The organism is Arthrobacter sp. 2MCAF14 (assembly GCF_052115645.1).
Classification (GTDB): Bacteria; Actinomycetota; Actinomycetes; order Actinomycetales; family Micrococcaceae; genus Arthrobacter.
The window spans coordinates 37,083-63,937 of the sequence record NZ_JBFRHB010000002.1 but is presented as its reverse complement, the minus strand read 5'-3'; the positions used below and the strand labels follow the sequence as shown (position 1 = coordinate 63,937).

General features: G+C 61.7%; 26 protein-coding genes. 3 read left to right on the top strand and 23 right to left on the bottom strand.

The window, feature by feature from the left end:
- Window positions 1-15: 15 nt before the first annotated feature.
- Genes rpsQ through rpsJ form a run of 11 tightly spaced genes read right to left on the bottom strand, consistent with a single transcriptional unit; the run spans window position 16 to window position 5,360 of the window.
- Window positions 16-315: a 30S ribosomal protein S17 gene (rpsQ, locus tag AB4074_RS02155; protein WP_059387365.1), complete on the bottom strand. Its 300-nt coding sequence runs from the start codon at window positions 313-315 to the stop codon at window positions 16-18.
- The gene (gene rpmC, locus AB4074_RS02150) at window positions 312-635 is read right to left on the bottom strand and encodes a 50S ribosomal protein L29 (protein ID WP_441411884.1); all 324 of its coding nucleotides are present in this window, start codon (window positions 633-635) and stop codon (window positions 312-314) included. Before rpmC ends, rpsQ begins: the two co-directional genes overlap by 4 nt.
- Window positions 636-637: 2 nt before the next feature.
- Entirely contained in the window at window positions 638-1,054 is a 417-nt protein-coding gene (gene rplP, locus AB4074_RS02145) for a 50S ribosomal protein L16 (RefSeq protein ID WP_234749058.1), read from the bottom strand.
- Complete coding sequence (rpsC, locus tag AB4074_RS02140) at window positions 1,055-1,891, bottom strand: 30S ribosomal protein S3 (protein ID WP_028265102.1); 837 nt, start codon at window positions 1,889-1,891, stop codon at window positions 1,055-1,057.
- Window positions 1,892-2,257: a 50S ribosomal protein L22 gene (gene rplV, locus AB4074_RS02135; RefSeq protein ID WP_028265103.1), complete on the bottom strand. Its 366-nt coding sequence runs from the start codon at window positions 2,255-2,257 to the stop codon at window positions 1,892-1,894. It lies immediately after the preceding gene.
- Window positions 2,258-2,295: 38 nt separating this feature from the next.
- A complete protein-coding gene (gene rpsS / locus AB4074_RS02130) occupies window positions 2,296-2,577 on the bottom strand; it encodes a 30S ribosomal protein S19 (RefSeq protein WP_018773666.1) in 282 nt (93 codons plus the stop codon).
- Window positions 2,578-2,589: 12 nt separating this feature from the next.
- Window positions 2,590-3,429, bottom strand: coding sequence for a 50S ribosomal protein L2 (rplB, locus tag AB4074_RS02125; RefSeq protein ID WP_028265104.1), 840 nt, complete (start codon window positions 3,427-3,429; stop codon window positions 2,590-2,592).
- Window positions 3,430-3,458: 29 nt separating this feature from the next.
- Entirely contained in the window at window positions 3,459-3,764 is a 306-nt protein-coding gene (gene rplW / locus AB4074_RS02120; RefSeq protein WP_059387362.1) for a 50S ribosomal protein L23, read from the bottom strand.
- Window positions 3,761-4,378 (bottom strand): 50S ribosomal protein L4, encoded by a 618-nt coding sequence (rplD, locus tag AB4074_RS02115; RefSeq protein WP_234749056.1) that lies wholly within the window; start codon window positions 4,376-4,378, stop codon window positions 3,761-3,763. The genes rplW and rplD overlap by 4 nt, the downstream gene beginning before the upstream one ends.
- Before the next feature lie 4 nt (window positions 4,379-4,382).
- A complete protein-coding gene (rplC, locus tag AB4074_RS02110; protein ID WP_059387360.1) occupies window positions 4,383-5,033 on the bottom strand; it encodes a 50S ribosomal protein L3 in 651 nt (216 codons plus the stop codon).
- 18 nt (window positions 5,034-5,051) lie between these two features.
- Window positions 5,052-5,360 (bottom strand): 30S ribosomal protein S10, encoded by a 309-nt coding sequence (gene rpsJ / locus AB4074_RS02105; protein WP_038464699.1) that lies wholly within the window; start codon window positions 5,358-5,360, stop codon window positions 5,052-5,054.
- Between the two features lie 388 nt (window positions 5,361-5,748).
- Between rpsJ and AB4074_RS02100 the strand changes: the two genes are divergently transcribed.
- Window positions 5,749-7,176 carry a GH1 family beta-glucosidase gene (locus AB4074_RS02100; RefSeq protein ID WP_441411883.1) on the top strand — a complete coding sequence of 476 codons (1,428 nt, stop codon included), beginning with the start codon at window positions 5,749-5,751 and terminating at the stop codon, window positions 7,174-7,176.
- A 33-nt stretch (window positions 7,177-7,209) separates the two neighbouring features.
- Here the strand turns inward: AB4074_RS02100 and AB4074_RS02095 are convergent, their stop codons facing one another.
- From AB4074_RS02095 to rpoB, 7 genes are all read right to left on the bottom strand, one after another.
- A complete protein-coding gene (locus AB4074_RS02095; protein WP_441411882.1) occupies window positions 7,210-7,335 on the bottom strand; it encodes a hypothetical protein in 126 nt (41 codons plus the stop codon).
- A gap of 351 nt (window positions 7,336-7,686) precedes the next feature.
- The gene (gene tuf, locus AB4074_RS02090; RefSeq protein WP_028265109.1) at window positions 7,687-8,877 is read right to left on the bottom strand and encodes an elongation factor Tu; all 1,191 of its coding nucleotides are present in this window, start codon (window positions 8,875-8,877) and stop codon (window positions 7,687-7,689) included.
- 235 nt (window positions 8,878-9,112) lie between these two features.
- On the bottom strand, window positions 9,113-11,227 hold the full coding sequence (fusA, locus tag AB4074_RS02085; RefSeq protein WP_236812282.1) for an elongation factor G: 2,115 nt from the start codon (window positions 11,225-11,227) through the stop codon (window positions 9,113-9,115).
- Window positions 11,228-11,295: 68 nt separating this feature from the next.
- Window positions 11,296-11,766: a 30S ribosomal protein S7 gene (rpsG, locus tag AB4074_RS02080; RefSeq protein ID WP_059387355.1), complete on the bottom strand. Its 471-nt coding sequence runs from the start codon at window positions 11,764-11,766 to the stop codon at window positions 11,296-11,298.
- Between the two features lies 1 nt (window position 11,767).
- A complete protein-coding gene (gene rpsL / locus AB4074_RS02075) occupies window positions 11,768-12,142 on the bottom strand; it encodes a 30S ribosomal protein S12 (RefSeq protein WP_009358312.1) in 375 nt (124 codons plus the stop codon).
- Window positions 12,143-12,526: 384 nt separating this feature from the next.
- Window positions 12,527-16,426, bottom strand: coding sequence for a DNA-directed RNA polymerase subunit beta' (locus AB4074_RS02070; protein WP_236812283.1), 3,900 nt, complete (start codon window positions 16,424-16,426; stop codon window positions 12,527-12,529).
- Between the two features lie 102 nt (window positions 16,427-16,528).
- Window positions 16,529-20,035: a DNA-directed RNA polymerase subunit beta gene (gene rpoB / locus AB4074_RS02065; RefSeq protein ID WP_078108119.1), complete on the bottom strand. Its 3,507-nt coding sequence runs from the start codon at window positions 20,033-20,035 to the stop codon at window positions 16,529-16,531.
- Between the two features lie 409 nt (window positions 20,036-20,444).
- Between rpoB and AB4074_RS02060 the strand changes: the two genes are divergently transcribed.
- Together AB4074_RS02060 and AB4074_RS02055 are read left to right on the top strand one after the other, a co-directional pair.
- Complete coding sequence (locus tag AB4074_RS02060) at window positions 20,445-21,656, top strand: acetyl-CoA C-acetyltransferase (protein WP_441411881.1); 1,212 nt, start codon at window positions 20,445-20,447, stop codon at window positions 21,654-21,656.
- Between the two features lie 52 nt (window positions 21,657-21,708).
- On the top strand, window positions 21,709-22,176 hold the full coding sequence (locus AB4074_RS02055) for an aminoacyl-tRNA deacylase (RefSeq protein ID WP_441411880.1): 468 nt from the start codon (window positions 21,709-21,711) through the stop codon (window positions 22,174-22,176).
- 130 nt (window positions 22,177-22,306) lie between these two features.
- On the opposite strand, the gene rplL is transcribed toward AB4074_RS02055, so the two are convergent.
- From rplL to rplA, 5 genes are all read right to left on the bottom strand, one after another.
- Window positions 22,307-22,684, bottom strand: a complete 378-nt coding sequence (gene rplL / locus AB4074_RS02050) for a 50S ribosomal protein L7/L12 (RefSeq protein ID WP_234749044.1) — start codon at window positions 22,682-22,684, stop codon at window positions 22,307-22,309.
- A 75-nt stretch (window positions 22,685-22,759) separates the two neighbouring features.
- Entirely contained in the window at window positions 22,760-23,365 is a 606-nt protein-coding gene (gene rplJ, locus AB4074_RS02045) for a 50S ribosomal protein L10 (RefSeq protein WP_441411879.1), read from the bottom strand.
- 302 nt (window positions 23,366-23,667) lie between these two features.
- A complete protein-coding gene (locus tag AB4074_RS02040; RefSeq protein WP_441411878.1) occupies window positions 23,668-24,819 on the bottom strand; it encodes a GNAT family N-acetyltransferase in 1,152 nt (383 codons plus the stop codon).
- Entirely contained in the window at window positions 24,798-25,874 is a 1,077-nt protein-coding gene (locus AB4074_RS02035) for a GNAT family N-acetyltransferase (protein WP_441411877.1), read from the bottom strand. Before AB4074_RS02035 ends, AB4074_RS02040 begins: the two co-directional genes overlap by 22 nt.
- A 112-nt stretch (window positions 25,875-25,986) precedes the next feature.
- Window positions 25,987-26,694, bottom strand: a complete 708-nt coding sequence (gene rplA, locus AB4074_RS02030) for a 50S ribosomal protein L1 (protein WP_234749040.1) — start codon at window positions 26,692-26,694, stop codon at window positions 25,987-25,989.
- Window positions 26,695-26,855 lie beyond the last annotated feature (161 nt).

Sequence of the window (26,855 nt, the reverse complement as noted above, 5' to 3'; positions counted from 1 at the left end):
AAGCCCGGCGCGGGATTACTTAGCCTTTTCGAGGATCTCAACCAGGCGCCACCGCTTTGTAGCGGACAGCGGGCGGGTCTCAGAGATCAGAACGAGGTCGCCGATGCCGGCGGTGTTCTGCTCGTCGTGAGCCTTGATCTTCGAGGTGCGGCGAATGACCTTGCCGTACAGAGCGTGCTTCACGCGGTCTTCGACCTGAACAACGATAGTCTTTTCCATCTTGTCAGAGACAACGTAGCCGCGACGCGTCTTACGGTAACCGCGCTGTTCAGCGCTGGCTGCTGCTTCCGTCACAGTTTCCTTCTGTTCGCTCACTTGGCGTCCTCTCCAGCCTCGGCTTCGGCCTTATCAGCCTTGGCTTCTGCCTTCTTGGACTTCTTTTCTTCCTTGGCTTCCACAACCGGTGCGGCAACCTCGGCACGAATGCCCAGCTCGCGCTCACGGAGAACGGTGTAGATGCGTGCGATGTCCTTCTTTACCGCGCGCAGACGACCGTGGTTCTCCAGCTGACCGGTGGCGGACTGGAAACGCAGGTTGAACAGCTCTTCCTTGGCCTTGCGGAGTTCTTCAACGAGTCGCTCGTTGTCGAAACCGTCCAGCTGTGCGGATGCAAGTTCCTTGGATCCTACTGCCATTTCTATTCACCACCTTCGCGACGCAGAATGCGTGCCTTCAACGGGAGCTTGTGGATTGCCAGGCGCAGTGCCTCGCGAGCAACCGATTCTTCGACACCGGCGATCTCAAAGAGAACCCGGCCCGGCTTGACGTTTGCGACCCACCATTCCGGAGAACCCTTACCGGAACCCATGCGGGTTTCGGCCGGCTTCTTCGTCAGCGGGCGGTCCGGATAGATGTTGATCCAGACCTTGCCGCCACGCTTGATGTGGCGGGTCATCGCGATACGGGCAGACTCGATCTGACGGTTCGTGACGTAGGCCGGGCTCAGCGCCTGGATGCCGTACTCACCGAAAGTGACCTTGGTGCCGCCCGTTGCAGCGCCGGAACGACCCGGGTGGTGCTGCTTACGGTGCTTGACTCGACGTGGGATAAGCATTTAAGCCTGTCCTCCTTCTGCCGCGGGAGCAGCAGCTTCAGCTGCCGGAGCCTCTGCAGCAACAGGTGCTGCGTCAGCTGCCGGACGGTCGGTACGACGACGGCGGTCACCACGGTCGGCGCCACCCGGGCGGCCCGGGCGGTCGCTGGGACCGCGGCCGCGGGACGGAGCAGCAGCTGCCTGCTGAGCCAGTTCCTTGGCAGTGACGTCACCCTTGTAGATCCAGACCTTCACGCCGATGCGGCCGAAGGTGGTCTTGGCCTCGTAGAAGCCGTAGTCGATGTTCGCACGCAGGGTGTGCAGGGGCACACGGCCTTCGCGGTAGAACTCCGAGCGGGACATTTCTGCGCCACCCAGTCGACCGGAGCAAGCAATACGGATACCCTTGGCACCCGCACGCTGTGCGGACTGCATGGCCTTCTTCATCGCACGGCGGAAAGCCACGCGGGAAGTCAGCTGCTCAGCAACGCCCTGGGCAACAAGCTGTGCTTCCATCTCGGGGTTCTTGACCTCGAGGATGTTCAGCTGGACCTGCTTGCCGGTGAGCTTTTCGAGCTCGCCGCGAATGCGGTCCGCTTCTGCGCCTCGGCGGCCGATGACGATACCCGGGCGAGCCGTGTGGATGTCCACGCGTACACGGTCACGGGTGCGCTCGATTTCGACCTTGGCGATACCAGCGCGCTCCATGCCCGTGGACATGAGCTGGCGGATGCGGATGTCTTCGCGAACGAAGTCCTTGTACCGCTGGCCAGCCTTGGTGCTGTCAGCAAACCAGTGCGATACGTGATCGGTGGTGATGCCGAGTCGGAACCCGTGCGGGTTTACTTTCTGTCCCACTTAGCGAGCCTCCTCTTTCTCCGGGGTAGCGACTACCACGGTGATGTGGCTCGTGCGCTTCTTGATCTGAAATGCGCGACCCTGAGCACGCGGCTGGAACCGCTTCATGGTCGGGCCTTCATCAACAAACGCTTCGCTGATGTAGAGGTCTCCCTCGTCAAAGGCAACGCCGTCGCGGTCCGCGAGGACCCGTGCGTTTGCCATTGCCGACTGAACTACCTTGAATACCGGCTCCGAAGCTGCCTGTTCGGCGAACTTCAGAATTGCCAGAGCCTCATTCGCTTGCTTACCACGAACAAGGTTGACGACGCGCCGGGCCTTCATAGGCGTTACGCGGATGTGACGCGCAATAGCCTTGGCTTCCATTGCTTTCCTTCTCTCGTCTTAGCCGTAGAGCCAGCGCCTTAGCGGCGCTTGCCCTTACGGTCGTCCTTGACATGGCCGCGGAATGTCCGCGTGGGAGCGAATTCGCCGAGCTTGTGCCCGACCATCGACTCAGTGACAAACACCGGAATGTGCTTGCGTCCGTCGTGAACGGCAATCGTGTGACCCAGCATGTCCGGGACGATCATCGAACGGCGGGACCAGGTCTTGATGACGTTCTTGGTGCCCTTTTCGTTTTCCCTGGCGACCTTCACAAAGAGGTGCTGGTCTACGAAAGGACCTTTTTTCAGGCTGCGTGGCATGTGTCCAGGCTCCTATCGCTTGTTCTTGCCAGTACGGCGGCGACGAACAATAAGCTTGTCGCTCTCTTTGTTGGGGCGGCGGGTGCGGCCTTCACGCTTACCGTTCGGGTTGACCGGGTGACGTCCACCGGAAGTCTTACCTTCACCACCACCGTGCGGGTGATCGACCGGGTTCATGGCGACACCACGGACGGTCGGGCGAACGCCCTTCCAGCGCATACGGCCGGCCTTACCCCAGTTGATGTTCGACTGCTCGGCGTTGCCGACCTCGCCGACGGTTGCGCGGCAGCGCACGTCAACGTTGCGGATTTCACCGGAGGGCAGACGCAGCTGGGCGAAACGGCCTTCCTTGGCGACGAGCTGAACCGAAGCACCTGCGGAACGGGCCATCTTGGCGCCGCCACCCGGACGCAGTTCAACTGCGTGGATGGTGGTACCAACCGGGATGTTGCGCAGCGGCAGGTTGTTGCCCGGCTTGATGTCAGCGTCGGGGCCAGCCTCGACGAAGTCACCCTGGGACAGCTTGTTCGGGGCGATGATGTAACGCTTGGTGCCATCAACGTAGTGCAGGAGGGCGATGCGAGCCGTGCGGTTCGGATCGTACTCGATTTCGGCAACGCGGGCGTTGACGCCGTCTTTGTCGTGGCGACGGAAGTCGATCAGACGGTACTGGCGCTTGTGGCCACCACCCTTGTGACGGGTAGTGATCTTACCGGTGTTGTTACGGCCGCCAGTCTTGTGCAGCGGACGCAGCAACGACTTTTCCGGAGTCGATCGCGTGATTTCGGAGAAGTCGGCTACGCTCGAGCCGCGACGGCCCGGGGTAGTCGGCTTGTATTTACGGATTCCCATAATTCATTTCCTCGTTAAAGTGGTCTCCGCTACGCGAGCGGACCGCCGAAGATGTCGATTGTGCCTTCTTTGAGGGTCACAATTGCACGCTTGGTGCTCTTGCGCTGTCCCCAGCCGAATTTGGTGCGCTTGCGCTTACCGGCACGGTTGATGGTGTTGATCGATTCGACCTTGACGGAGAAAATTTTCTCCACGGCCAGCTTGATCTCGGTCTTGTTCGAGCGGGGGTCCACCAGGAAGGTGTACTTGCCCTCATCGATCAGGCCGTAGCTCTTTTCCGAAACGACGGGTGCAATGACGACGTCGCGCGGGTCTTTGATGGTGGCTGCACTCACTTGGCATCCTCCTCGTTCTTTGCCTTGTCAGCGATGAAAGCCTCGAACGCAGCCTTGGTGAAGACAACGTCGTCGGAAACCAGCACGTCGTAGGTGTTCAACTGGTCTGCGTACAGAACGTGAACATCCGTGAGGTTGCGCACGGAAAGTGCAGCAACATCGTTGGCGCGCTCGATAACAACGAGCAGGTTCCGACGCTCGGAAACTGCACGCAACGCGGCCAGTGCTTCCTTGGAGGACGGCTTGGGGCCGGCGACCAGTTCAGCAACGACGTGGATGCGGCCGTTACGGGCGCGGTCGGACAGGGCGCCACGCAGTGCGGCAGCCTTCATCTTCTTGGGGGTCCGCTGGCTGTAGTCACGCGGAGTCGGGCCGTGGACAACGCCACCACCGGTCATGTGAGGAGCACGGATGGAACCCTGACGGGCGCGGCCGGTACCCTTCTGCTTGAACGGCTTGCGGCCTGCACCGGAAACTTCGGCGCGGGTCTTGGTCTTGTGGGTACCCTGGCGAGCAGCAGCGAGCTGTGCGACGACGACCTGGTGCAGCAGCGGCACGTTGGTCTGGACGTCGAAGATCTCTGCAGGCAGGTCTACCTTGACAGTGCTAGTCATTTAACTAGGCTCCCTTCACGGCGGTGCGTACGAGGACGACCTGGCCGCGGGCGCCGGGGACGGCACCCTTGATAAGGAGCAGCGACTTCTCGGCGTCAACAGCGTGAACCGTGAGGTTCAGCGTGGTGTGACGTTCTGCGCCCATGCGACCGGCCATTTTCAGACCCTTGAAGACGCGGCTCGGGGTGGATGCGCCACCGATGGAACCGGGCTTGCGGTGGTTCTTGTGCGCACCGTGGGAGGCTCCAACACCGTGGAAGCCGTGACGCTTCATAACACCGGCGAAGCCCTTACCCTTGCTGGTGCCGACGACGTCGATCTTCTGACCGGCTTCGAAGAGCTCAACAGAAAGCTCCTGGCCCAGTTCGTAAGACGCGGCGTCTGCAGTGCGCAGTTCGACGACGTGGCGGCGAGGAGTTACGCCAGCCTTTTCAAAGTGACCAGCCAGCGGCTTGGTGACCTTGCGGGGATCGATCTGGCCGTAGCCGATCTGGACGGCGACATAGCCATCAGTCTCTGCATTGCGCAGCTGAGTGATGACGTTGGAGTCAGCCTGGACGACAGTTACCGGGATGAGCTTGTTGTTCTCGTCCCAGACCTGGGTCATGCCGAGCTTCGTGCCCAGCAGGCCCTTTACATTACGGGTTGCGGTCATAGTTTTCTCAGCACCTCCCTACAGCTTGATTTCGATGTTCACGTCGGCCGGCAGGTCGAGACGCATAAGCGAGTCAACAGCCTTCGGCGTGGGGTCGATGATGTCGATCAGACGCTTGTGAGTACGCATTTCAAAGTGCTCACGGCTGTCCTTGTACTTGTGGGGAGAGCGGATCACGCAGTAGATGTTCTTCTCCGTCGGCAGCGGCACGGGGCCTACTACCGTTGCGCCTGCGCGCGTGACCGTCTCAACGATCTTCCGCGCTGAAACATCAATGACCTCGTGGTCATATGACTTCAGCCGGATGCGGATTTTTTGTCCCGCCATGTCGCCTGACTCTCTTTCAGTCTGTGCTGCCCTCGAATAAAGGCTGCCCTGTTCACTTACGTGTTGTATGTGGCTGCCGAAGCATTTGAAGTAGTACTACCACCCGCCGCACAAGCTGAATCCGGAGGGATCCGGGTTCCTCAACTTGCCGGTGTAACCGACCCCCGCGGTCGGGCGTGTCGCGATTTCCACGCAAACGCGTCCGACTTCCTTAGGGGATCTGGGTTATGTTTGGGCTTCAGCTTGGACCCTGACACCCGGCATTATCCGGATCGGGACGCGAAGAAGCGCTTGAACAACTCACCTAGTATGCCGGATTTCCCCGGCATAAGCCAATCGGGCCTCGCGGACCATTGCCATCAGCTCCTGCGCTCGGGATGATGGGGTCATGACTGTCCAAGATTCTGCCACGGTGGGGGATCTTGCAGGCCGCATCCGGCCGGACTTCACCTTGGGCGTCGCTGCGGCAGCCTTCCAGATCGAGGGCTCGCTCTCAGCGGACGGGCGCGGACCGTCAAGCTGGGATGCATTTGCCGAGAAACCAGGCGCGATCGTCGACGGGCACTCCCCCGCAGTAGCCTGCGACCACTACAACCGGACGGACGAGGACATTGCCCTCATGCAGGATCTGGGCGTGGATTCCTACCGGTTCTCGCTCTCCTGGCCCCGGATCCAACCCGGCGGCAAGGGTCCCATCAACGAACAGGGCCTGGACTTCTACGACCGTCTGATCGACAAGCTCCTGAAGGCCGGGGTCTCGCCCATGGTGACTCTGTTCCATTGGGATACTCCCCTGCCGTTAGAGCACGACGGCGGCTGGCTGAACCGGGCGACGGCGGAACGGTTCGCCGAATACTCCGCTGCGGCCGCGCACCGCTTCGGTGACCGCGTGGCGCAATGGGTCACCCTGAACGAACCCGTTTCGGTCGCGTTGCAAGGTTATGCGCTCGGTGTCCACGCTCCCGGCAGGCGGTTGCTTTTCGATGCCTTGCCGGCCGCCCACCACCAGTTGTTGGGGCACGGCCTTGCTGTCCAGGCCCTGCGCGCTGCCGGCGTGGCGGGAACTGTCGGCGTAGCCAACGTCCATTCGCCAGTCCGGCCCGCAAGCAAGCGGCTTGCAGACGGTCTCATGGCCAAGGCCTTCGACCTCATCTTCAACCGGGTCTATGCCGATCCCATCCTCTTGGGGCGGTACCCGAAACCGCCACTACAGGTAAGGCCCTGGTTCCGGGCCTTGGGCAAGGTCCGGGACGAGGATCTCAAGACCATCCACCAGCCGTTGGATTTCTACGGCTTGAATTACTACTACCCCGTCAAGGTAGCCTCGGGCCGCGGCGGCGGAAGCACCCCGGTCAGCAACCCGGAGATGATGGCCAAACTGCCGTTCCACCTTGCGGCCTTCCCCGAATACGAAACCACAGGATTTGGTTGGCCGGTGGCTCCTGAACACCTCGGAATCCTGTTGCGGGAGCTGAAAGACCGCTACGGAGCAGCATTGCCTCCCCTGTTCATCACGGAGAGCGGCGCGAGCTTCCCGGAACCGGACCACACCCGGGGTCCAGTGCACGACGCCGACCGCATCAGCTACCTTGCTTCCCACCTTGGCCAGGCCTTGAGGGCGACGGCCCCCGGCGGGATCGCCCACGACGTCGAACTTCTGGGTTACTACGTCTGGACGTTGCTGGACAACTTCGAATGGGCCGCCGGATATTCACAGCGATTCGGGCTGGTGCACGTTGACTTCGACACCCTCGAAAGAACCCCCAAAGACTCGTACTACTGGTACCAATCCTTGAGCAAGGCACGCAGGAGCTGATTCGAGCCCCTTTCGTGGACCGATCGTGCTAAATCAATCTTTCCTGTTGGCCCGATTGATGCGCTTGGCGCGCTCGATCTCGCGACGGAAGTATTTCCTCCCCCACATCAGGCCCGCTACCACGACAACCACTACGATCAGAAAAATGAGCCATCCCATTCCGCATTCCTCCTTTGAGGCAACGCTATCAGGGCGCGGTCCTGTTGAGGCGCCAGACGGCAAGGACGATCAATGCCGGCTTATAGGCCAAAACGTGTGTAATTCCCGGGCGCGTCATGTCCGTCCCGGGATCGTCTTCGCTCGGATGTCGGATTCTGCTGAATCATTCGAATGGACAAATTCCGGGCCCGCGGAATCACGCGACCGGCAACTTCGGCGAAGAGAATGATCCAGCAGAATCCGACGGTGGCCGAACGCAAAGAAGAACCCCGCCACGATAGTGACGGGGTTCTTCTTTGGTTTGCTACCGGTCGCGGGGCGGCCGGTCCTCCACCGATCTACAAGTAGAAACTACTTGAGGATCTTGGTGACACGTCCCGAACCAACGGTGCGGCCACCTTCACGGATCGCGAAGCCGAGGCCCTCTTCCATAGCGATCGGCTGGATGAGCTCAACGGTCATCTCAGTGTTGTCGCCAGGCATAACCATTTCCGTGCCTTCCGGCAGGGTGATAACGCCGGTTACGTCCGTGGTACGGAAGTAGAACTGCGGGCGGTAGTTCGAGTAGAACGGGTTGTGACGTCCGCCTTCGTCCTTGGAAAGGATGTAGACGTTGGCCTCGAAGTCGGTGTGCGGGGTGATGGAACCCGGCTTGACGACAACCTGGCCACGCTCGACGTCGTCGCGCTTCAGACCGCGGAGCAGGAGGCCACAGTTCTCGCCGGCCCATGCTTCGTCGAGCTGCTTGTGGAACATCTCGATACCGGTAACGGTGGTCTTCTGGACCGGACGGATACCAACGATTTCAACTTCGGAGTTGATCGCGAGGGTACCGCGCTCGGCGCGACCCGTAACAACGGTGCCACGACCGGTGATCGTGAAGACGTCTTCGATCGGCATCAGGAACGGCTTGTCGCGGTCACGAACGGGGTCCGGAACCGAGTTGTCGACAGCTTCCATGAGGTCCTCGACGGACTTGACCCAAACCGGGTCGCCTTCGAGTGCCTTGAGGCCGGAAACACGTACAACCGGAGCGTCGTCGCCATCGAAGCCCTGAGCGCTGAGCAGCTCGCGAACTTCCATTTCAACGAGGTCGAGAAGCTCTTCGTCGTCGACCATGTCGGACTTGTTCAGCGCGACCAGCAGGTAGGGAACACCAACCTGGCGGGCGAGCAGAACGTGCTCGCGGGTCTGAGCCATCGGACCGTCAGTGGCGGCAACCACGAGGATCGCACCGTCCATCTGTGCAGCACCGGTGATCATGTTCTTGATGTAGTCAGCGTGACCCGGAGCGTCTACGTGTGCGTAGTGGCGCTTCTCGGTCTGGTACTCAACGTGGGAGATGTTGATGGTAATACCACGCTGGCGCTCTTCCGGAGCAGAGTCAATCGACGCGAAGTCGCGCTGCTCGTTGAGAGTGGGGTACTTGTCGTACAGCACCTTGGAAATGGCGGCAGTCAGCGTCGTCTTACCGTGGTCAACGTGACCAATGGTGCCGATGTTGACGTGCGGCTTAGTCCGCTCGAACTTTGCCTTTGCCACAGGTTCCTCCTAGAACGATTTCAAGTGAGTTGCTCCTCGGCCGCGCTTTTCGCGGCAGAAACTCCAGCAAGTCTACTTGGGGGCTTTGGATTTGGTGAAATTGCAGATTCAGGGACCATTATTGGGACCTGGAGTCTGTTCGCACAGGGACCGGACTGCTGCCTGGGCTACAGCCCGGCGCCTGCGCTGAATGCTTTCCCGGAACGGGCCAACATCCTGGTTTATCCGTCGGTGATTACTCGCCGCGGTTCTTCTGGATGATCTCGTCGGCAACTGCCTTCGGGACCTCGGCGTAGCTGTTGAACGTCATGGAGTACACAGCACGGCCCTGGGTCTTCGAACGCAGGTCACCGATGTAGCCGAACATGCCGGACAGCGGAACGTGCGCGCGGATCACCTTGACGCCGGCGGCATCTTCCATGGACTGCATCTGGCCACGGCGGGAGTTCAGGTCACCGATTACTTCACCCATGTATTCCTCAGGGGTGCGGACCTCAACATCCATCAGCGGTTCGAGCAGAACCGGGTTCGCCTTGCGTGCGGCCTCCTTGAAAGCCATACGGCCGGCGATCTTGAACGCCATTTCCGAGGAGTCAACATCGTGGTACGCGCCGTCAATCAGCGTGGCCTTGATGCCGACAACCGGGTAGCCGGCCAGAACGCCGTCGTTGAGTGCATCCTGGATGCCCGCGTCAACGGACGGGATGTACTCGCGGGGCACGCGGCCACCGGTGACCTTGTTCTCGAACGCGTAGAGCTCGCCGTCGGCGGTGTCCATCGGCTCGATGGCGATCTGGATCTTTGCGAACTGACCCGAACCACCGGTCTGCTTCTTGTGCGTGTAGTCGTGACGCTCTACAGCGCGCTTGATGGTTTCGCGGTAAGCAACCTGCGGCTTGCCGACGTTTGCCTCGACCTTGAATTCGCGGCGCATGCGGTCCACCAGGATGTCCAGGTGGAGCTCGCCCATGCCGGCGATGATGGTCTGACCGGTGTCTTCGTTGAGGGAGACCTGGAAGGTCGGGTCCTCAGCCGAGAGCTTCTGGATGGCCGTGGAGAGCTTCTCCTGGTCACCCTTGGTGTTCGGCTCGATGGCAACCGAGATCACGGGCTCCGGGAAGCTCATGGACTCGAGGACGATCTGGTTGTTCGCGTCGCACAGGGTGTCGCCCGTGGTGGTGTCCTTCAGACCGATCGCTGCGTAGATGTGGCCAGCGGTAGCGCCTTCAACAGGCATTTCCTTGTTGGCGTGCATCTGGAACAGCTTGCCGATGCGCTCCTTCTTGCCCTTGGTGGAGTTGACCACCTGTGCGCCTGCTTCCACGTGACCGGAGTAAACGCGGATGAAGGTGAGCTGGCCGAAGAACGGGTGCGCGGCAATCTTGAACGCCAGGGCCGAGAACGGCTCTTCGGCAGAAGGCTTGCGGGTGAGCTCCTTCTCTTCGTCGCGCGGGTCGTGACCGACCATGGGCGGGACGTCGAGCGGGTTCGGCAGGAAGTCAACAACAGCATCCAGCATCGGCTGTACGCCGCGGTTCTTGAAGGCAGAACCACAGAGAACCGGGTAGAGCTCAGAGTTGATGGTCATCTTGCGGATGCCGGCCTTGAGCTCCTCGACAGTGAGTTCTTCACCCTCGAGGTACTTCTCCATGAGTTCTTCGGAAGCCTCGGCAACAGTCTCAACGAGCTGTGCACGGTACTCTTCAGCCTTGGCCTGAAGATCAGCGGGGATCTCCTGGACCTCGTACTTGGCACCCATGGTGACGTCACCCTTGGCATCGCCCGGCCACACCAGGGCGCGCATCTCAAGGAGATCCACAACGCCGATGAAGTCGTTCTCTGCGCCGATCGGCAGCTGGAGGACCAGCGGCTTGGCGCCGAGCCGACTGATGATGGTGTCTACGGTGAAGTAGAAGTCAGCGCCGAGCTTGTCCATCTTGTTGACGAAGCAGATACGCGGCACGTTGTACTTGTCAGCCTGGCGCCAAACAGTCTCGGACTGCGGCTCAACGCCTTCCTTGCCATCGAAGACAGCAACGGCGCCGTCGAGGACGCGCAGCGAGCGCTCGACCTCAACCGTGAAGTCCACGTGGCCCGGGGTGTCGATGATGTTGATCTGGTTCTTGTCCCAGAAGCAGGTCACGGCGGCAGACGTGATGGTGATGCCGCGTTCCTTTTCCTGTTCCATCCAGTCGGTCGTCGAAGCGCCGTCGTGCGTTTCGCCGATCTTGTGGTTCACACCCGTGTAGAACAGGATGCGCTCGGTGGTGGTGGTCTTGCCGGCATCGATGTGGGCCATGATGCCGATGTTGCGGACCTTGCTAAGGTCGGTAAGCACGTCCTGTGCCACGGTGTCTCCCTTTCGGATGGACTACACGTTCGCCGCCAGCTCAGGGAGCCGGCGGCGTACGGGAAGTTTTACCAGCGGTAGTGTGCGAAGGCCTTGTTCGACTCGGCCATCTTGTGGGTGTCTTCGCGACGCTTCACAGCGGCACCGAGACCGTTGGACGCATCCAGGATTTCGTTCTGGAGGCGCTCGGTCATCGTTTTCTCGCGGCGGGCCTTGGAGTAGCCAACCAGCCAACGGAGAGCGAGAGCGGTGGAGCGGCCCGGCTTGACCTCAACGGGAACCTGGTAGGTTGCGCCACCGACACGGCGGGAGCGGACCTCGAGGGAAGGCTTGACGTTGTCCATGGCCTTCTTGAGGGCGGCGACGGGGTCGCCACCGGACTTGGCGCGTGCACCTTCGAGTGCGCCGTAAACGATGCGCTCTGCGGTGGACTTCTTGCCGTCGATCAGAACCTTGTTGATCAGCTGGGTGACCAACGGGGAACCGTAAACGGGATCGGAAACTAGCGGCCGCTTCGGGGCCGGACCCTTGCGAGGCATATTACTTCTTCTCCATCTTTGCGCCGTAGCGGCTGCGGGCCTGCTTGCGGTTCTTGACACCCTGGGTATCGAGGGCACCACGGACGATCTTGTAACGGACACCCGGAAGGTCCTTCACACGACCACCACGGACCAGCACGATGGAGTGCTCCTGGAGGTTGTGGCCAACACCGGGGATGTAGGCGGTAACTTCAACGCCACCGTTGAGGCGGACACGTGCAACCTTACGGAGAGCCGAGTTCGGCTTCTTCGGGGTGGTCGTGTAAACGCGGGTGCAAACACCGCGGCGCATCGGGCTGCCCTTAAGCGCGGGAGCCTTGGTCTTGGAGACCTTCGGCGTGCGGCCCTTGCGGACCAGCTGGTTAATCGTAGGCACTTTCGTGTTCTCCGTTGGTTGATCTCTGCTCTGCGCCCAGGCGTTGGCCTGTGTTTGCGTGAGAGCTTTGGCGTTGTCCATGCGGCCCTGGTCCGAAGACCGGTGGGCGTGCAAAAGTGCGGCATTCGTTGCGCACGTAGCCCGCAACCCGGAAACAGGCTCCACCCAACATCATGAGAACAAAACCGAAATGATGCTGCGGCGGCCTTCATCCACTGCCACACAGAACAATTACCAAAATTCTAGCATGGCTTGATCTGAGGCCTTAATCGGGTGTAAAAGGGTGAACCACCGCGGCGGGTGCCGCCCGCCGTCGTCGGGCACTTAACGGGAAGGACCCCGTACTCACTGAGTACGGGGTCCTTACCTTGACTAGAAGACTTCTCAGCGGAAGTCGTTGCCGAGATCGTAGTCATCCAGCGGGATGGCGTGGAACTCGGGAGCTCCGTCGCCGCCCAGGGCGTCATACGAGAAGTCGGTGAAGGCGCTGGGGCCCGTGAACAGGCTTGCCTTTGCTTCTTCAGTCGGCTCCACGGTGACCTCGGTGTAACGGGGCAGGCCCGTACCGGCCGGGATGAGCTTACCGATGATGACGTTCTCCTTGAGGCCAAGCAGCGGGTCGCTCTTGCCTTCCATGGCCGCCTGCGTCAGAACGCGGGTGGTCTCCTGGAAGGAAGCGGCCGACAGCCAGGACTCGGTTGCCAGAGATGCCTTGGTGATACCCATCAGTTCCGGACGACCGGAAGCCGGGGTACGGCCTTCGGACACCACGCGACGGTTCTCGTCTTCGAAGCGGCTGCGCTCAGCGAGCTCGCCCGGAAGCAGATCGGAGTCGCCGGATTCGATGACGGTCACGCGGCGCAGCATCTGACGGACGATGACTTCCACGTGCTTGTCGTGGATGCCGATGCCCTGGCTGCGGTAAACGCCCTGGACCTCGTCCACCAGGAACTTCTGGGCGGCACGCGGACCCATGATGCGCAGAACCTGCTTCGGGTCCACAGGACCGTTGATCAGCTTCTGGCCGACGCTGACGTGCTCGCCATCCTCGATGAGGAGGCGGGAACGGCGCAGCACCGGGTAGGCGATCTCCTCGGAACCATCGTCCGGGGTGATGATGAGGCGCATCTGGCGCTCGGACTCTTCGATGGCGATGCGGCCGGCTGCTTCAGCAATCGGTGCAACACCCTTCGGAGTACGGGCTTCGAAGAGCTCCTGGATACGGGGCAGACCCTGGGTGATGTCGTCGCCACCGCTGGCGGAAACAGCACCACCGGTGTGGAACGTACGCATGGTCAGCTGGGTACCGGGTTCACCGATGGACTGTGCGGCGATGATGCCGACGGCCTCTCCGATGTCCACGGTCTTGCCTGTAGCCAGCGAACGGCCGTAGCAGAGCGCACAGGTACCGACCTTGGACTCACACGTGAGCACTGAACGGACTTTGACCTCGGTGATGCCGGCTGCGAGCAGCTCGGCAATGACGACGTCGCCGCAGTCGGTGCCGGCAGCTGCCAGCACCGCACCCTTGGAGTCGACGACGTCGACGGCGAGGGTACGTGCGTAGGCGCTGTTCTCGACGTTCTCGTCCAGGACGAGCTCACCGTTGGAGTCCGGCACGGCGATTGCGGTCATGAGACCACGCTCGGTACCGCAATCCTCTTCACGGACGATGACGTCCTGCGAAACGTCCACCAGACGACGGGTCAGGTAACCCGAGTTGGCGGTACGCAGCGCGGTGTCGGCCAGACCCTTACGGGCACCGTGCGTGGCGATGAAGTATTCCAGCACCGACAGGCCCTCGCGGTACGAGGACTTGATCGGACGCGGGATGATCTCACCCTTCGGGTTGGCCACAAGACCACGGATACCCGCGATCTGGCGGACCTGCATCCAGTTACCACGTGCCCCGGAGGACACCATGCGGTTGATGGTGTTCATCGGGGACAAGCTGTCACGCATCGCCTGGGCGATTTCGTTGGTGGCCTTGTTCCAGATCTCGATCAGTTCCTGGCGACGCTCGTCGTCGTCGATCAGGCCCTTGTCGTACTGGCCCTGGATCTTGGCAGCCATGGTCTCGTAGCCGGCCAGGATGGCCGGCTTGGAGGTGGGCACCTCGATGTCGGAGATTGCCACAGTGACGCCCGAGCGGGTTGCCCAGTAGAAACCGGCGTCCTTCAGGTTGTCCAGCGTTGCGGCCGTGACAACCTTCGGGTAGCGCTCCGCGAGGTCGTTGACGATCCGGGAAAGCTCGCCCTTGTCGGCAACAGCCTCAACCCACGGGTAGTCCTCCGGCAGGGTCTCGTTGAAGAGAACCTGGCCGAGGGAGGTCTGGACCAGTGCGACCTGACCCGGCTCCCAACCTTCCGGAGCTTCCCAGCCGGCGTAAGGGACAAAGCCCTCAAGGCGGATCTTGACCTGGGAGTTCAGGTGCAGCTCGCGGGCATCGTAGGCCATGATGGCTTCCGCAACCGAGGAGAAGATCCGGCCTTCGCCGGCGGAACCAACGCGCTTGGTGGTCAGGTGGTACAGACCGATGATCATGTCCTGCGAAGGCAGGGTCACCGGGCGGCCATCAGACGGCTTCAAGATGTTGTTGGAGGAGAGCATCAGGATGCGGGCTTCAGCCTGCGCTTCGGGGCTCAGCGGCAGGTGGACTGCCATCTGGTCGCCGTCGAAGTCGGCGTTGAAGGCGCCACAAACCAGCGGGTGAAGCTGGATGGCCTTGCCTTCAACAAGCTGCGGCTCGAATGCCTGGATGCCGAGGCGGTGCAGGGTAGGTGCACGGTTGAGCAGCACCGGGTGTTCGGTGATGATCTCTTCCAGCACGTCCCAGACCTGCGGGCGGTAACGCTCGACCATGCGCTTTGCCGACTTGATGTTCTGCGCGTGGTTGAGGTCAACCAGTCGCTTCATCACGAACGGCTTGAAGAGCTCCAGGGCCATCTGCTTGGGCAGACCACACTGGTGCAGCTTCAGCTGCGGGCCGACGACGATGACCGAACGGCCGGAGTAGTCGACGCGCTTGCCGAGCAGGTTCTGCCGGAAACGACCCTGCTTGCCCTTGAGCATGTCGCTCAGGGACTTCAGCGGACGGTTGCCCGGACCCGTGACGGGACGGCCGCGACGTCCGTTGTCGAAGAGGCTGTCAACAGCTTCCTGAAGCATGCGCTTCTCGTTGTTGACGATGATCTCCGGAGCGCCGAGGTCAAGCAGTCGCTTGAGTCGGTTGTTGCGGTTGATCACACGGCGGTAGAGGTCGTTGAGGTCGGAGGTCGCGAAGCGGCCACCGTCCAGCTGGACCATCGGGCGCAGTTCCGGCGGGATCACCGGGACGGCGTCAAGAACCATGCCAAGCGGGCTGTTGTTGGTGGTCAGGAATGCGTTGACAACCTTCAGTCGCTTGAGGGCGCGGGTCTTGCGCTGGCCCTTGCCGTTCTGGATGGTGTCGCGGAGGGACTCCGACTCTGCCTGCATGTCGAAGTTCTCAAGACGCTTCTTGATGGCTTCGGCACCCATGGAGCCTTCGAAGTACATGCCGTAGCGGTCGCGCAGTTCGCGGTACAGGCCTTCGTCACCTTCAAGGTCGGCGACCTTGAGGTTCTTGAAGCGGTCCCAGACCTGCTCGAGGCGCTCGATCTCAGCATCCGCGCGCTTGCGGACGTTGGCCATCTGACGGTCCGCGGAGTCGCGGGCCTTCTTCTTGTCCGCAGCCTTGGCGCCTTCACCTTCGAGGCGGGCAAGCTCGTCCTCAAGGTCGCGGGCGATCGTGGCGATGTCGCTGTCGCGGTTGTCGACGAGCTGCTTCTTCTCGAGGTCGTGCTCCACCTGAAGGTTCGGCAGTTCCGCGTGACGGCTCTCGGTGTCGACGCTCGTGATCATGTAGGCAGCGAAGTAGATGACCTTTTCAAGGTCCTTCGGCGCCAGGTCAAGGAGGTAGCCCAAGCGGGAGGGAACACCCTTGAAGTACCAGATGTGCGTGACGGGAGCGGCCAGCTCGATGTGGCCCATGCGCTCGCGGCGCACCTTGGCGCGAGTGACTTCAACGCCACAACGCTCGCAGATGATGCCCTTGAAGCGCACGCGCTTGTACTTGCCGCAGTAGCATTCCCAGTCCCGGGACGGGCCGAAGATCTTCTCGCAGAAGAGGCCGTCCTTCTCGGGCTTGAGCGTGCGGTAGTTGATGGTTTCCGGCTTCTTGACCTCACCGTAAGACCAGCCGCGGATGTCTTCCGCGGTGGCGAGGCCGATCTGCATGAGGCCGAAGGAGGATTCGCTGGACATATGGTCCCTGTTCTCTCTTGTTCTCTAAATTCTGAAGTCTTGGGTTTACGGAAAGAGGCAGCTGCCTTGGCTGGCGGTCTGCACCGCCAGCCAGAGCGGCTGTTAGACCTCTTCTACGGAGCTGGGCTCTGCGCGAGACAGATCAATGCCCAGTTCTTCCGCAGCCGTAAAGACTGCGTCATCAGAGTCACGCATTTCGATCGTCGTACCGTCCGTGGAAAGAACTTCCACGTTCAGGCACAGCGACTGCATTTCCTTGATCAAGACCTTGAAGGATTCCGGAACGCCAGGCTCGGGGATGTTCTCGCCCTTGACGATGGCTTCGTAGACCTTCACGCGGCCGTGGATGTCGTCCGACTTGATCGTCAGCAGTTCCTGGAGGGTGTAGGCAGCGCCGTATGCTTCGAGCGCCCACACTTCCATTTCACCGAAGCGCTGGCCACCGAACTGTGCCTTACCACCCAGCGGCTGCTGCGTGATCATGGAGTACGGGCCGGTGGAGCGCGCGTGGATCTTGTCGTCCACCAGGTGGTGGAGCTTCAGGATGTACATGTAGCCCACGGAGATCGGGTCAGGGAACGGCTCGCCGGAGCGGCCGTCGAACAGACGGGTCTTGCCGGAGGAGTCGATCAGGCGGTCGCCGTCGCGGGTCACGTTGGTGGAATCCAGCAGACCTGTGATTTCCTCTTCGCGTGCACCGTCGAACACCGGGGTGGCGACAGTGGTCTGGCCGGATTCACGAGGCAGGTTCGGGAGGTTCTTGACCCACTCCGGCTCGCCTTCGATCTTCCAACCGGTCTTCGCAACCCAGCCGAGGTGCGTTTCGAGCACCTGGCCGACGTTCATACGACCCGGAACACCCAGCGGGTTCAGGACGATGTCCACCGGCGTACCGTCGGCAAGGAACGGCATGTCTTCGATCGGGAGGATCTTGGAGATGACGCCCTTGTTACCGTGGCGGCCGGCGAGCTTGTCGCCGTCGGTGATCTTGCGCTTGGCAGCAACGTAGACGCGGACCAGCTGGTTGACGCCCGGGGGCAGCTCGTCGTCGTTGTCGCGGTCGAAGACGCGCACGCCGATAACCGTGCCGGACTCACCGTGGGGAACCTTCAGGGAGGTGTCACGCACTTCGCGGGACTTCTCGCCGAAGATTGCACGGAGGAGGCGCTCTTCCGGAGTCAGTTCGGTTTCACCCTTCGGGGTGACCTTTCCGACCAGGATGTCGCCGGCTTCAACCTCGGCACCGATGTGGATGATGCCGCGCTCGTCCAGTCCTGCGAGGACTTCCTCGGACACGTTGGGGATGTCACGGGTGATTTCCTCGGCACCAAGCTTGGTGTCGCGGGCATCGATCTCGTGCTCCTCGATGTGGATGGAGGAAAGAACGTCCTCAGCGACGATGCGCTGCGACAGGATGATGGCGTCCTCGAAGTTGTGGCCTTCCCAGGACATGAATGCCACGAGGAGGTTCTTACCGAGGGCGAGTTCACCCTGGTCCGTTGCCGGGCCGTCAGCGATGATGCCGCCGACTTCGAGGCGCTGGCCTTCGTTGACCAGGACACGGTGGTTGTAGCAGTTGCCCTGGTTGGAACGGGCGAACTTGTTGATGCGGTAGCTGGTTTCCGTGCCGTCGTCGTTAAGCATGGTGACGAGGTCAGCGGAAACTTCGTTGACGACACCGGCCTTCTTCGCGATGACAACGTCACCGGCGTCGACGGCGGCAGCGCGCTCCATGCCCGTACCCACGAACGGGGCCTCGGAACGGACCAGCGGCACAGCCTGGCGCTGCATGTTGGCACCCATGAGTGCGCGGTTTGCATCGTCATGCTCGAGGAACGGAATCAGGGCGGTAGCCACGGACACCATCTGGCGCGGGGAAACGTCCATGAACTGAACTTCGCCGGCCGGAACCAGGACGGGCTCGCCTCCACCACCACGGGCACGGACAAGCACGGTTTCTTCCGCGAACTTCTTGTCGGCGTCGAGCGGTGCGTTGGCCTGTGCAATCAGGACTTCTGCTTCGTCGTCGGCGGTGAGGTACTGGACCTCATCGGAAACGACACCCTCGGACACCAGGCGGTACGGAGTCTCGATGAAACCGAACGGGTTGATACGGCCGTAGGAAGCCAACGAACCGATCAGACCGATGTTCGGGCCTTCAGGAGTTTCGATGGGGCACATACGTCCGTAGTGGGACGGGTGCACGTCTCGAACTTCCATGCCTGCGCGGTCACGGGACAGACCACCCGGGCCAAGGGCCGACAGGCGGCGCTTGTGGGTCAGACCCGACAACGGGTTGTTCTGGTCCATGAACTGCGACAGCTGGGACGTTCCGAAGAACTCCTTGATAGCTGCCACAACAGGGCGGATGTTGATCAGGGTCTGCGGCGTGATCGCTTCGACGTCCTGCGTGGTCATGCGTTCGCGGACGACGCGCTCCATGCGGGACAGGCCGGTGCGGACCTGGTTTTCGATCAGTTCGCCGACGGCGCGGATGCGACGGTTGCCGAAGTGGTCGATGTCATCGATCTCGACGCGCAGCTCGTGGTCTTCGCCATCGCGCTTGCCCATGAGGGTCTTCTCGCCGGCGTGAAGCGCGACGAGGAACTTGATCATGGCCACGATGTCTTCAACGTGCAGGACCGAAGCTTCCTTGTCGCCAAGGGAGCGGTCGATGCCGAGCTTGCGGTTGATCTTGTAACGGCCGACCTTGGCCAGATCGTAGCGCTTGGCGTTGAAGTACAGGTTGTCCAGCAGGGACTGGGCAGCCTCGACGGTGGGCGGCTCGCCCGGACGCAGCTTGCGGTAGATGTCCAGCAGGGCGTCTTCGCGGGTTTCGGTGGCGTCCTTCTCCAGCGTTGCGCGCATGGAGTCGTACTGGCCGAACTCTTCGAGGATCTGGCCTTCGGTCCAACCGAGGGCCTTCAGCAGAACGGTGACCGACTGCTTGCGCTTGCGGTCGAGGCGTACGCCGACCTGGTCGCGCTTGTCGATTTCGAGCTCGAACCATGCACCGCGGGACGGGATGATCTTTGCAGTGAAGATGTCCTTGTCACTGGTCTTGTCAGCGGTGCGCTCAAAGTAGGCGCCCGGCGAACGGACCAGCTGGGAGACGACGACACGCTCGGTGCCGTTGACAACGAACGTTCCCTTCTCGGTCATGAGAGGGAAATCGCCCATGAACACGGTCTGCTGCTTGATTTCACCCGTGTTGTTGTTCATGAACTCGGCCTTGACATACAGCGGTGCCGAGTAAGTGGCGTCACGGTCTTTGCATTCGGCCATGGTGTACTTCGGATCAGCGAACTCCGGCTCGGAGAAGCTCAGGGACATAGTGCCCTGGAAGTCCTCGATGGGGGAGATCTCTTCGAAGATGTCAGCAAGTCCAGAGGTGGTGGCGACGCTCAGGTCGCCTTCCTCGACGGCCTTCGCTACCCGCGACTGCCAGCGTTCGTTTCCGACCAGCCAGTCAAAGCTGTCCGTCTGCAGTGCGAGCAGATTCGGAACGTCCAGCGGTTCGTGAATCTTTGCGAATGAGAGCCGGCGAGTTGCACCATCGGTGCTTGCCGTATTAGCGGTTTCGTTATTAGAGGTGCTCGAGGCGACCAAGAGGGATCCTTCCACAGACCTTCAGGCGTTTTCAGATCTCCCCCGCTTGCACCCTGCAGATTGAATCCGCAGTGTACCTTTCCGGTTCCGCTATATGACCCGGGACCCCCGCTGGCCAAGACCATGCGCGTTCTTAACGGCACGTCGATGGCGCAGCTGAGAGGTAAAGCCCACCGCTATATGAAGGCTGAAGGTTAACAGGGAAGACGCAAATATCCACGATACGGCAAATCAACCCACCTGTCTACCCCACATCCCGCCCGAATGCAAGCACAGTTGCTGCAGGCACCTATGCGGCCCGGCCCGATACTGCCCTGGGCGGAATGTTGATCCAGGCTCCATTGTTGAATGGAGAGGCGATGTAGGCCACGGTAACCTTGGCTCACCACCCTTGATCGGAAGAGAGAAAATGAGCACCCCCTCAGACACGACGGACAACAACAACGACGTTGTCATCCTTTCCGCCAGCCGCACCCCACAGGGACGGTTGAACGGGCAACTGGCCGGGCTCACCGCCGTCGAGCTCGGCGCTCACGCCATTTCAGGCGCCATCGCGGCGAGCGGCCTCACCGCGGACAAAGTGGACGCAGTGATCATGGGACAGGTCCTGCAGGCGGGCGCCGGCCAGAATCCGGCCCGGCAAAGCGCCATCGCCGCCGGAATCGGCTGGAACATCCCGGCCGTCACCATCAACAAGGTCTGCCTCTCCGGACTGACTGCTGTAATCGATGCCGCGCGAATGATCCGCAGCGGGGACGCCGCCGTCGTGGTTGCCGGCGGCCAGGAATCGATGAGCCGCGCCCCCCACTTGCTGCCCGGTTCGAGGCAAGGGTGGAGCTACGGAGCGATCCAGGCCCTCGACGTCGCGGCCCACGACGGGCTCACCGACGCGTTTGATGGCCAGTCAATGGGCTTGTCCACCGAAATCAAGAACCTCTCCCTGGGCATCGACCGCCGGTCCCAGGATGAAGTGGCCGCCGCTTCGCACCAGCGCGCGGCTGCGGCCGCCGCACAAGGAGTGTTCGAGGGCGAGATCACACCCATCAGCGTCAAGCAGCGCAAGGGAGAACCCCTGGTGCTGACAAGCGACGAAGGTGTCCGCCCCCAGACCACACTGGAGACCTTGGCCCCCCTGAAGGGCGCCTTTGCGACCGACGGAACCATCACCGCCGGCAACTCCTCTCCCCTGTCCGACGGCGCCTCCGCACTCGTTCTCACGAGCCGCCGCTTTGCCGAGGAGAACGGCCTTGACTACCTCGCCGTCGTCGGCAAGCCCGGCCAGGTAGCCGGACCCGACAACAGCCTGCATTCGCAGCCTTCGAACGCCATACGGCACGCCCTGGACCGCGCGGGGTGGACCACGGGCGATCTGGACTTCATCGAGATCAATGAAGCCTTCGGTTCGGTTGCGGTGCAGTCCTTGAAGGACCTGGACTATCCCTTGGAGAAGTGCAACGTCCACGGCGGAGCCATTGCGATCGGACACCCGATCGGTGCCTCAGGAGCGCGTCTAGCCCTCCATGCGGCCCACGAGCTGAAGCGCCGCGGGAAGGGCAAAGCTGCGGTCGCCCTTTGTGGTGGCGGCGGCCAAGGCGAAGCACTGCTTCTCTACCGCGACTAGATCTTTGGCGTATTCGGCAGCGGGAGCGGCCATGAACGGAAATGGAGCATGAATGCGGGGCACTGAGCGATTCCTCGCCGACGCGGCCGCCCGCGGACTCGACGTCCAACTCGTGGAGCGGGCCGCGGCAAGCAGCCTTGACGAAGCGGCCCGCATCATGGGGATCAGTCCGGCGGACATCGTGAAGTCCCTTGTGGTCAAGCACCGGGATGGCACGTTCCTGTTTGCGCTGGTTCCGGGTGACCGGCAGATCTCCTGGCCCAAGCTGCGCGCCCTCCTGGGCGTCAACAAGCTGTCCATGCCCTCGGCAGACATCGCCTTCGAGGCAACCGGCTATGAGCGCGGTACCATCACGCCGCTGGGAAGTTCGAAGCCCTGGCCGGTCTATGCCGATGCCAGCATCGCCGGACGCAGGATCTCCATGGGCGCAGGCGAACACGGATTCAGCGCTTTCGTGAAGGCCGATGAGCTGGCAGCCGCGCTGCAGGCCGTAGTCGCCGACATCAGCGACCCCATCTGAGCAACGCGGGGTCACTTACGGCCCATCAAGCGGCACCCAATGGGCCGTAAGTGACCCCGCGTTGCCCTTAAAGTGCAGGAAAGCCCCGCCCGGACGAATCCGGACGGGGCTTTCTGGGTAAAGCGGCGAGTTACTTGACAGTAACCGTGGCGCCTGCAGCTTCGAGCTGGTCCTTGGCCTTCTCAGCGGCTTCCTTGGTGGCGCCTTCGAGAACAGCCTTCGGTGCACCGTCAACCAGGTCCTTGGCTTCCTTGAGGCCGAGGGAGGTGATGGCGCGAACTTCCTTGATCACTGCGATCTTCTTTTCACCGGCAGCTTCGAGGATGACATCAAATTCGGTCTTCTCTTCAACTTCTTCGCCAGCGCCGGCGCCAGCCGGGCCTGCAACTGCAACAGCAGCAGCAGTAACTTCGAAGGTCTCTTCGAAGAGCTTGACGAACTCGGAGAGCTCGATGATGGTCAGTTCCTTGAAAGCTTCAATGAGCTCTTCGTTGCTGAGCTTCGCCATGTTTGGCGTCCTTCCTTTAGGTGGTGCTGCCACGGACGTCGCCCGTTACTGCACCGCAGTTTGAATGGGGAGAACTTAGTTCTCTTCGGTTGCTGCTCCAGCGGCTTCAGCCGGAGCGGCAGCCTCTTCTGCAGCAGCCTCGGCGGGAGCCTCTTCGGCAGCCGGTGCTTCTTCAGCGGCCGGTGCTACAGCGCCGCCCTCTTCTTCAAGCTTGAGGCGCAGAGCGTCAATGATGCGTGCAGCCGCGGCAGCAGGTGCCTTGAGGATGCCTGCAACCTTAGCGAGCTGCAGCTCACGGGACTCGAGGGCTGCCAGTGCGGCAACCTCTGCTGCGTTCAGTGCCTTGCCTTCGAAGTAGCCGGTCTTGATGACCAGCTGCTTGTTGACCTTGGCAAAGTCCGTCAGGCTCTTGGCGGCAGCAACCGCGTCACCCTTGATGAATGCAATTGCAGTGGGGCCGGCGAGCTGACCGTCGAATGCTTCGACACCAGCTTCCTTGGCTGCAATGGCGGTCAGGGTGTTCTTGACGACCGAGAACTTGGTGTCCAGGCCGAGAGAAACACGCAGCTGCTTGAGCTGTGCAACAGAGAGCCCGCGGTATTCGGTCAGGACAGCGGCGTTCGATTCCTTGAAATCGTTGGTGATCTCAGCTACTGCAGAGATCTTGCTAGGCGTTGCCATAACCCTCCTTCCGGGGAATAAAGCCGGTTTTCCGGGTCCCCGCTCAAAAGAGCTGCAACTAAAAAACGCCCCGCGCAGATGCACGGGGCTTGGCTCAACACGATCGAATGATCGCGGAGATTTGCTTCGTTCACCTGCGCCGGCCGCCCTTTGTCAGGGTCCTTCGTCAAGGAATCCACTTGGTTCTTCCGCGCGTGGCTGCAGAGTTGAGCTGCGCCCGGAGGAGTGGATTCCCATCAACCGACGGTCTTTGGTAGTTCAAGCTTACGGGACGGGCAAGTGCATCGCCAAATCGCGCGGCCTCACTCGGAGGAGGTGACTCTCGGGCCCATGTTCGGCAGTTCCTTCTGCCAAAGCCCCGTGACCCCGGCCGTCGTGAATCCCAATTGCTTGTTCACCGTCAGCAGGTACCGGTTTTCGGGGGCATTCCAGGTGTAGATCACCCGGGCGTCGGGGAACTGTTCGCTAAGGCGCTGCATGTTGGCGACCTTGATGAGGAGCCCGAGCTTGTTTCCCCGGTGCTCCTGCAGGACGATCGTGTCGTCCTGGAAGACGACGTCTTGGCGTTGCGCCAGGACACCGATCGTGGTGAGTCCGACGATCCGCCCGCTCGCGACGTGCTCGACGGCGGTGACCACCGTTCGGCGCCCCTGCGCGACGGCGGCGTCCTCCGCCTGCCGCAACACGCCGGCGTCGAACACTAACTGCTGCTGCTCGGCCTCGGCAGTCTCGCTGCCCTCGGACACCACTTCTCCGGCCGCGTTCTCCAGCGCGGCCACTGCTTCGAGCCACTGTTGCGGGCAGCGATCGGTCCAGTGGTGGACCCGATAGCGGCCGGCGTTCGCGGCTTCGGCCTCGGCCTCAAGCTCAGCGACGAGTTTTGAATCCAGCGGGAGCGCACAGGAACTGAACTGTTCGATGTGCTGGAGGGTGTAACCGGTACGACGGGCAAAGTCGACCTCGCGGCTGGCCAGGGGAACGAAGCCCAGGCCGCTGCCAGGTACCAACTGGCCCTCGGCACCGCCGCGCAAGGACTCGGCAGGGTGGTTGGTGTCCACCATGATCATCGTCCGGCCCTCGCTTTTCGCGAAATGTTCGGCAGCTTCCAGAAGCTGCCGGCCGACGCCCCTGCGCTGGAATTCAGGAAGGATGTCGAGGGTGAACTCGGCCAGGTCCATGTTGTCGGCAAGGGGCAGCGCGATGTCCACGGTACCGACAATGCGGCCGTCGACGCGGGCTACGAGAATGACCTGGCGTTCGTAAGGGTCGCCGAGTTCGAGCAGTTTCTCCAACGGAGTGTAGGCGAGATCGTCCGTGCCCCAGATCTGCATGCGGACCCTGCGGCTGACTTCGACGGCCGCCAGAAAATCCTTTGCGTCGTCGGCGTCAAGGGAATCCGGGATCCAGAGTTGGCCGATCTCCACCGTGCTCGTCATTTGATCCTCTTTTGCCATTCGCCGTCGTATCCCGCCGGTTTGAAGCCGAGCTGTACGTTGATGGACAGCATATGTTCGTTTTCCTCGGCGTTAAAAGTCATGACGCGCTGGACGGCTGGATATTCCGTTTGAAGCCTGCGCAGATTGGCCAGTTTCACGAGCATTCCCAGCCCGTGGCCCCGGTGCGGCTTTGCCACGAGAGTATCGTCCTGCTCGGCGACCCATGGCTTCGCGGGATCAAGGTAGATCACGGTGTAAGCGACGAGGTCCCCTGTCCGCCGATGTTGCGCAGCGGCCACAAGGGCACTCTGGCCCTCGGCAAGCGTTGTGTCCTCGAGTTGCCTGACGCGCGCAGCATCCCAGGCCTCTGCCTCGATCTCAAGACCGCCCGCCGGGGTATCCGTGCTCATCCGGCCCATCAGCACGGCCATGTGGTCCACGTGTTCTGCGGGGCACCGGTTCGTCCAGGCAAGGACCTCGTAGGCGGCGTCGGCCTTGGAACGGGCCGCAAGCTCCAGGCTTGACCACTCCCCGCTGTGGTCCATGTCCAGGCTGCTGAATCTGCTGGCCTGTTCCAAGGTGAATCCGTTCTTGAGGCAGAAGGCCACTCCCGGACTGTCTTCGGGCACTCCCCCGGGTACTCCCCCTGCTCCTGCGGAACCGATCGGGTGTTCGGTGTGCGCCTGCAGGACGCGCCTCCCCTGTGCCTTGGCAACCTCTTCTACGGTGCGGAGCAGTGCGGTTCCGATTCCATACCGGCGGTGCTCCTCCAGAACATCTACCTGGAGCCAAGCGGTGTGGACGTTGTCCTTGAGCGGAACCTGGCAGGAAGCGTAGCCGACGATGCTTCCGTCAACCCGGGCGAAGAAGTTCCTTGTGGCCTCGTATGGGGAATCCCGCCATCCGGCGAGCCGGGCCTGCGCCGATGATGCCCGGTCCAGTTTTCCCCAGGTTTCCAGCACCATGGCATCCATTACGGAGGAAAGCTCCCGGAATTCCTTGGCGTCCGGCCCATCCAGGGACTCCGGCAGGTGGAGCTCATGGATGCTGAAATCCGGAAGCCGGTCTGTCATGCCCTTAGCCTAATCAGCGGTCGGTACGCGCGATAGGTGCCGGTTTGCATACAACGAAAGGACCGCCCGGCGAATGCCGGACGGTCCTTTCAGAGTCGATGCTCCCGGTGGCTTACGCCTCGGTGAGAACCTTGGTGACGTTCGGGTCAACGGAGATGCCCGGGCCGAACGTGGTGGCGACCGTAGCCTTCTGGATGTACCGGCCCTTGGAAGCGGACGGCTTCAGGCGAAGCACCTCTTCCAGTGCGGCTGCGTAGTTCTCGGCCAGCTTCAGTTCATCGAAGGAAACCTTGCCGATGATGAAGTGCAGGTTCGAGTGCTTGTCGACGCGGAAGTCGATCTTGCCACCCTTGATGTCGTTGACAGCCTTGGTGACGTCTGCGGTCACGGTACCGGTCTTCGGGTTCGGCATGAGGTTACGCGGGCCGAGGACCTTACCGAGACGGCCAACCTTGCCCATGAGGTCCGGGGTTGCCACTGCGGCGTCGAAGTCGGTCCAGCCGGCTGCGATCTTTTCGATCAGGTCATCGGAACCAACGAAGTCGGCGCCTGCAGCGATTGCTGCTTCAGCCTTGTCGCCCGTTGCGAAAACCAGGACGCGGGCAGTCTTACCCGTGCCGTGCGGCAGGTTGACCGTGCCGCGGACCATCTGGTCGGCCTTACGCGGGTCAACGCCCAAACGGAAAGCGACCTCAACGGTGGCGTCGAACTTGGACGGGTTGGTGTCCTTGGCGAGCTTGATGGCCTCGAACGGGGCGTAGAACTTGTCCGCCTCGATCTTGGCTACGGCTGCCTCATATGCTTTGCTGCGCTTTGCCATGCTGCTTATTCTCCTTGTGCAGTTGTGGTCTGCGGACCGCGCTGGGCCCTGCCACAGTTGGAAATCCGGCGTGGATCTCCAACATTTTCAATATTTCAATGGTGCCGGTTTCCCGGCGGGAGGTGATTAGCCCCCGACTGTATCTAATCGTCGAAAATCTC

Bases quoted from the DNA above. Each gene is read 5' to 3' on its own strand.
- rpsS (WP_018773666.1), bottom strand. From the start codon at position 2,577: ATGCCACGCAGCCTGAAAAAAGGTCCTTTCGTAGACCAGCACCTCTTT.
- rplP (WP_234749058.1), bottom strand. From the start codon at position 1,054: ATGCTTATCCCACGTCGAGTCAAGCACCGTAAGCAGCACCACCCGGGT.
- rpmC (WP_441411884.1), bottom strand. From the start codon at position 635: ATGGCAGTAGGATCCAAGGAACTTGCATCCGCACAGCTGGACGGTTTC.
- AB4074_RS02055 (WP_441411880.1), top strand. From the start codon at position 21,709: ATGCGGGGCACTGAGCGATTCCTCGCCGACGCGGCCGCCCGCGGACTC.
- AB4074_RS02100 (WP_441411883.1), top strand. From the start codon at position 5,749: ATGACTGTCCAAGATTCTGCCACGGTGGGGGATCTTGCAGGCCGCATC.
- rplB (WP_028265104.1), bottom strand. From the start codon at position 3,429: ATGGGAATCCGTAAATACAAGCCGACTACCCCGGGCCGTCGCGGCTCG.
- rpsJ (WP_038464699.1), bottom strand. From the start codon at position 5,360: ATGGCGGGACAAAAAATCCGCATCCGGCTGAAGTCATATGACCACGAG.
- AB4074_RS02095 (WP_441411882.1), bottom strand. From the start codon at position 7,335: ATGGGATGGCTCATTTTTCTGATCGTAGTGGTTGTCGTGGTAGCGGGC.
- rplL (WP_234749044.1), bottom strand. From the start codon at position 22,684: ATGGCGAAGCTCAGCAACGAAGAGCTCATTGAAGCTTTCAAGGAACTG.
- rplJ (WP_441411879.1), bottom strand. From the start codon at position 23,365: ATGGCAACGCCTAGCAAGATCTCTGCAGTAGCTGAGATCACCAACGAT.
- AB4074_RS02040 (WP_441411878.1), bottom strand. From the start codon at position 24,819: ATGGCAAAAGAGGATCAAATGACGAGCACGGTGGAGATCGGCCAACTC.
- rplA (WP_234749040.1), bottom strand. From the start codon at position 26,694: ATGGCAAAGCGCAGCAAAGCATATGAGGCAGCCGTAGCCAAGATCGAG.
- rplC (WP_059387360.1), bottom strand. From the start codon at position 5,033: ATGACCGCAACCCGTAATGTAAAGGGCCTGCTGGGCACGAAGCTCGGC.
- rplV (WP_028265103.1), bottom strand. From the start codon at position 2,257: ATGGAAGCCAAGGCTATTGCGCGTCACATCCGCGTAACGCCTATGAAG.
- AB4074_RS02060 (WP_441411881.1), top strand. From the start codon at position 20,445: ATGAGCACCCCCTCAGACACGACGGACAACAACAACGACGTTGTCATC.
- AB4074_RS02070 (WP_236812283.1), bottom strand. From the start codon at position 16,426: ATGTCCAGCGAATCCTCCTTCGGCCTCATGCAGATCGGCCTCGCCACC.
- AB4074_RS02035 (WP_441411877.1), bottom strand. From the start codon at position 25,874: ATGACAGACCGGCTTCCGGATTTCAGCATCCATGAGCTCCACCTGCCG.
- rplD (WP_234749056.1), bottom strand. From the start codon at position 4,378: ATGACTAGCACTGTCAAGGTAGACCTGCCTGCAGAGATCTTCGACGTC.
- rpsG (WP_059387355.1), bottom strand. From the start codon at position 11,766: ATGCCTCGCAAGGGTCCGGCCCCGAAGCGGCCGCTAGTTTCCGATCCC.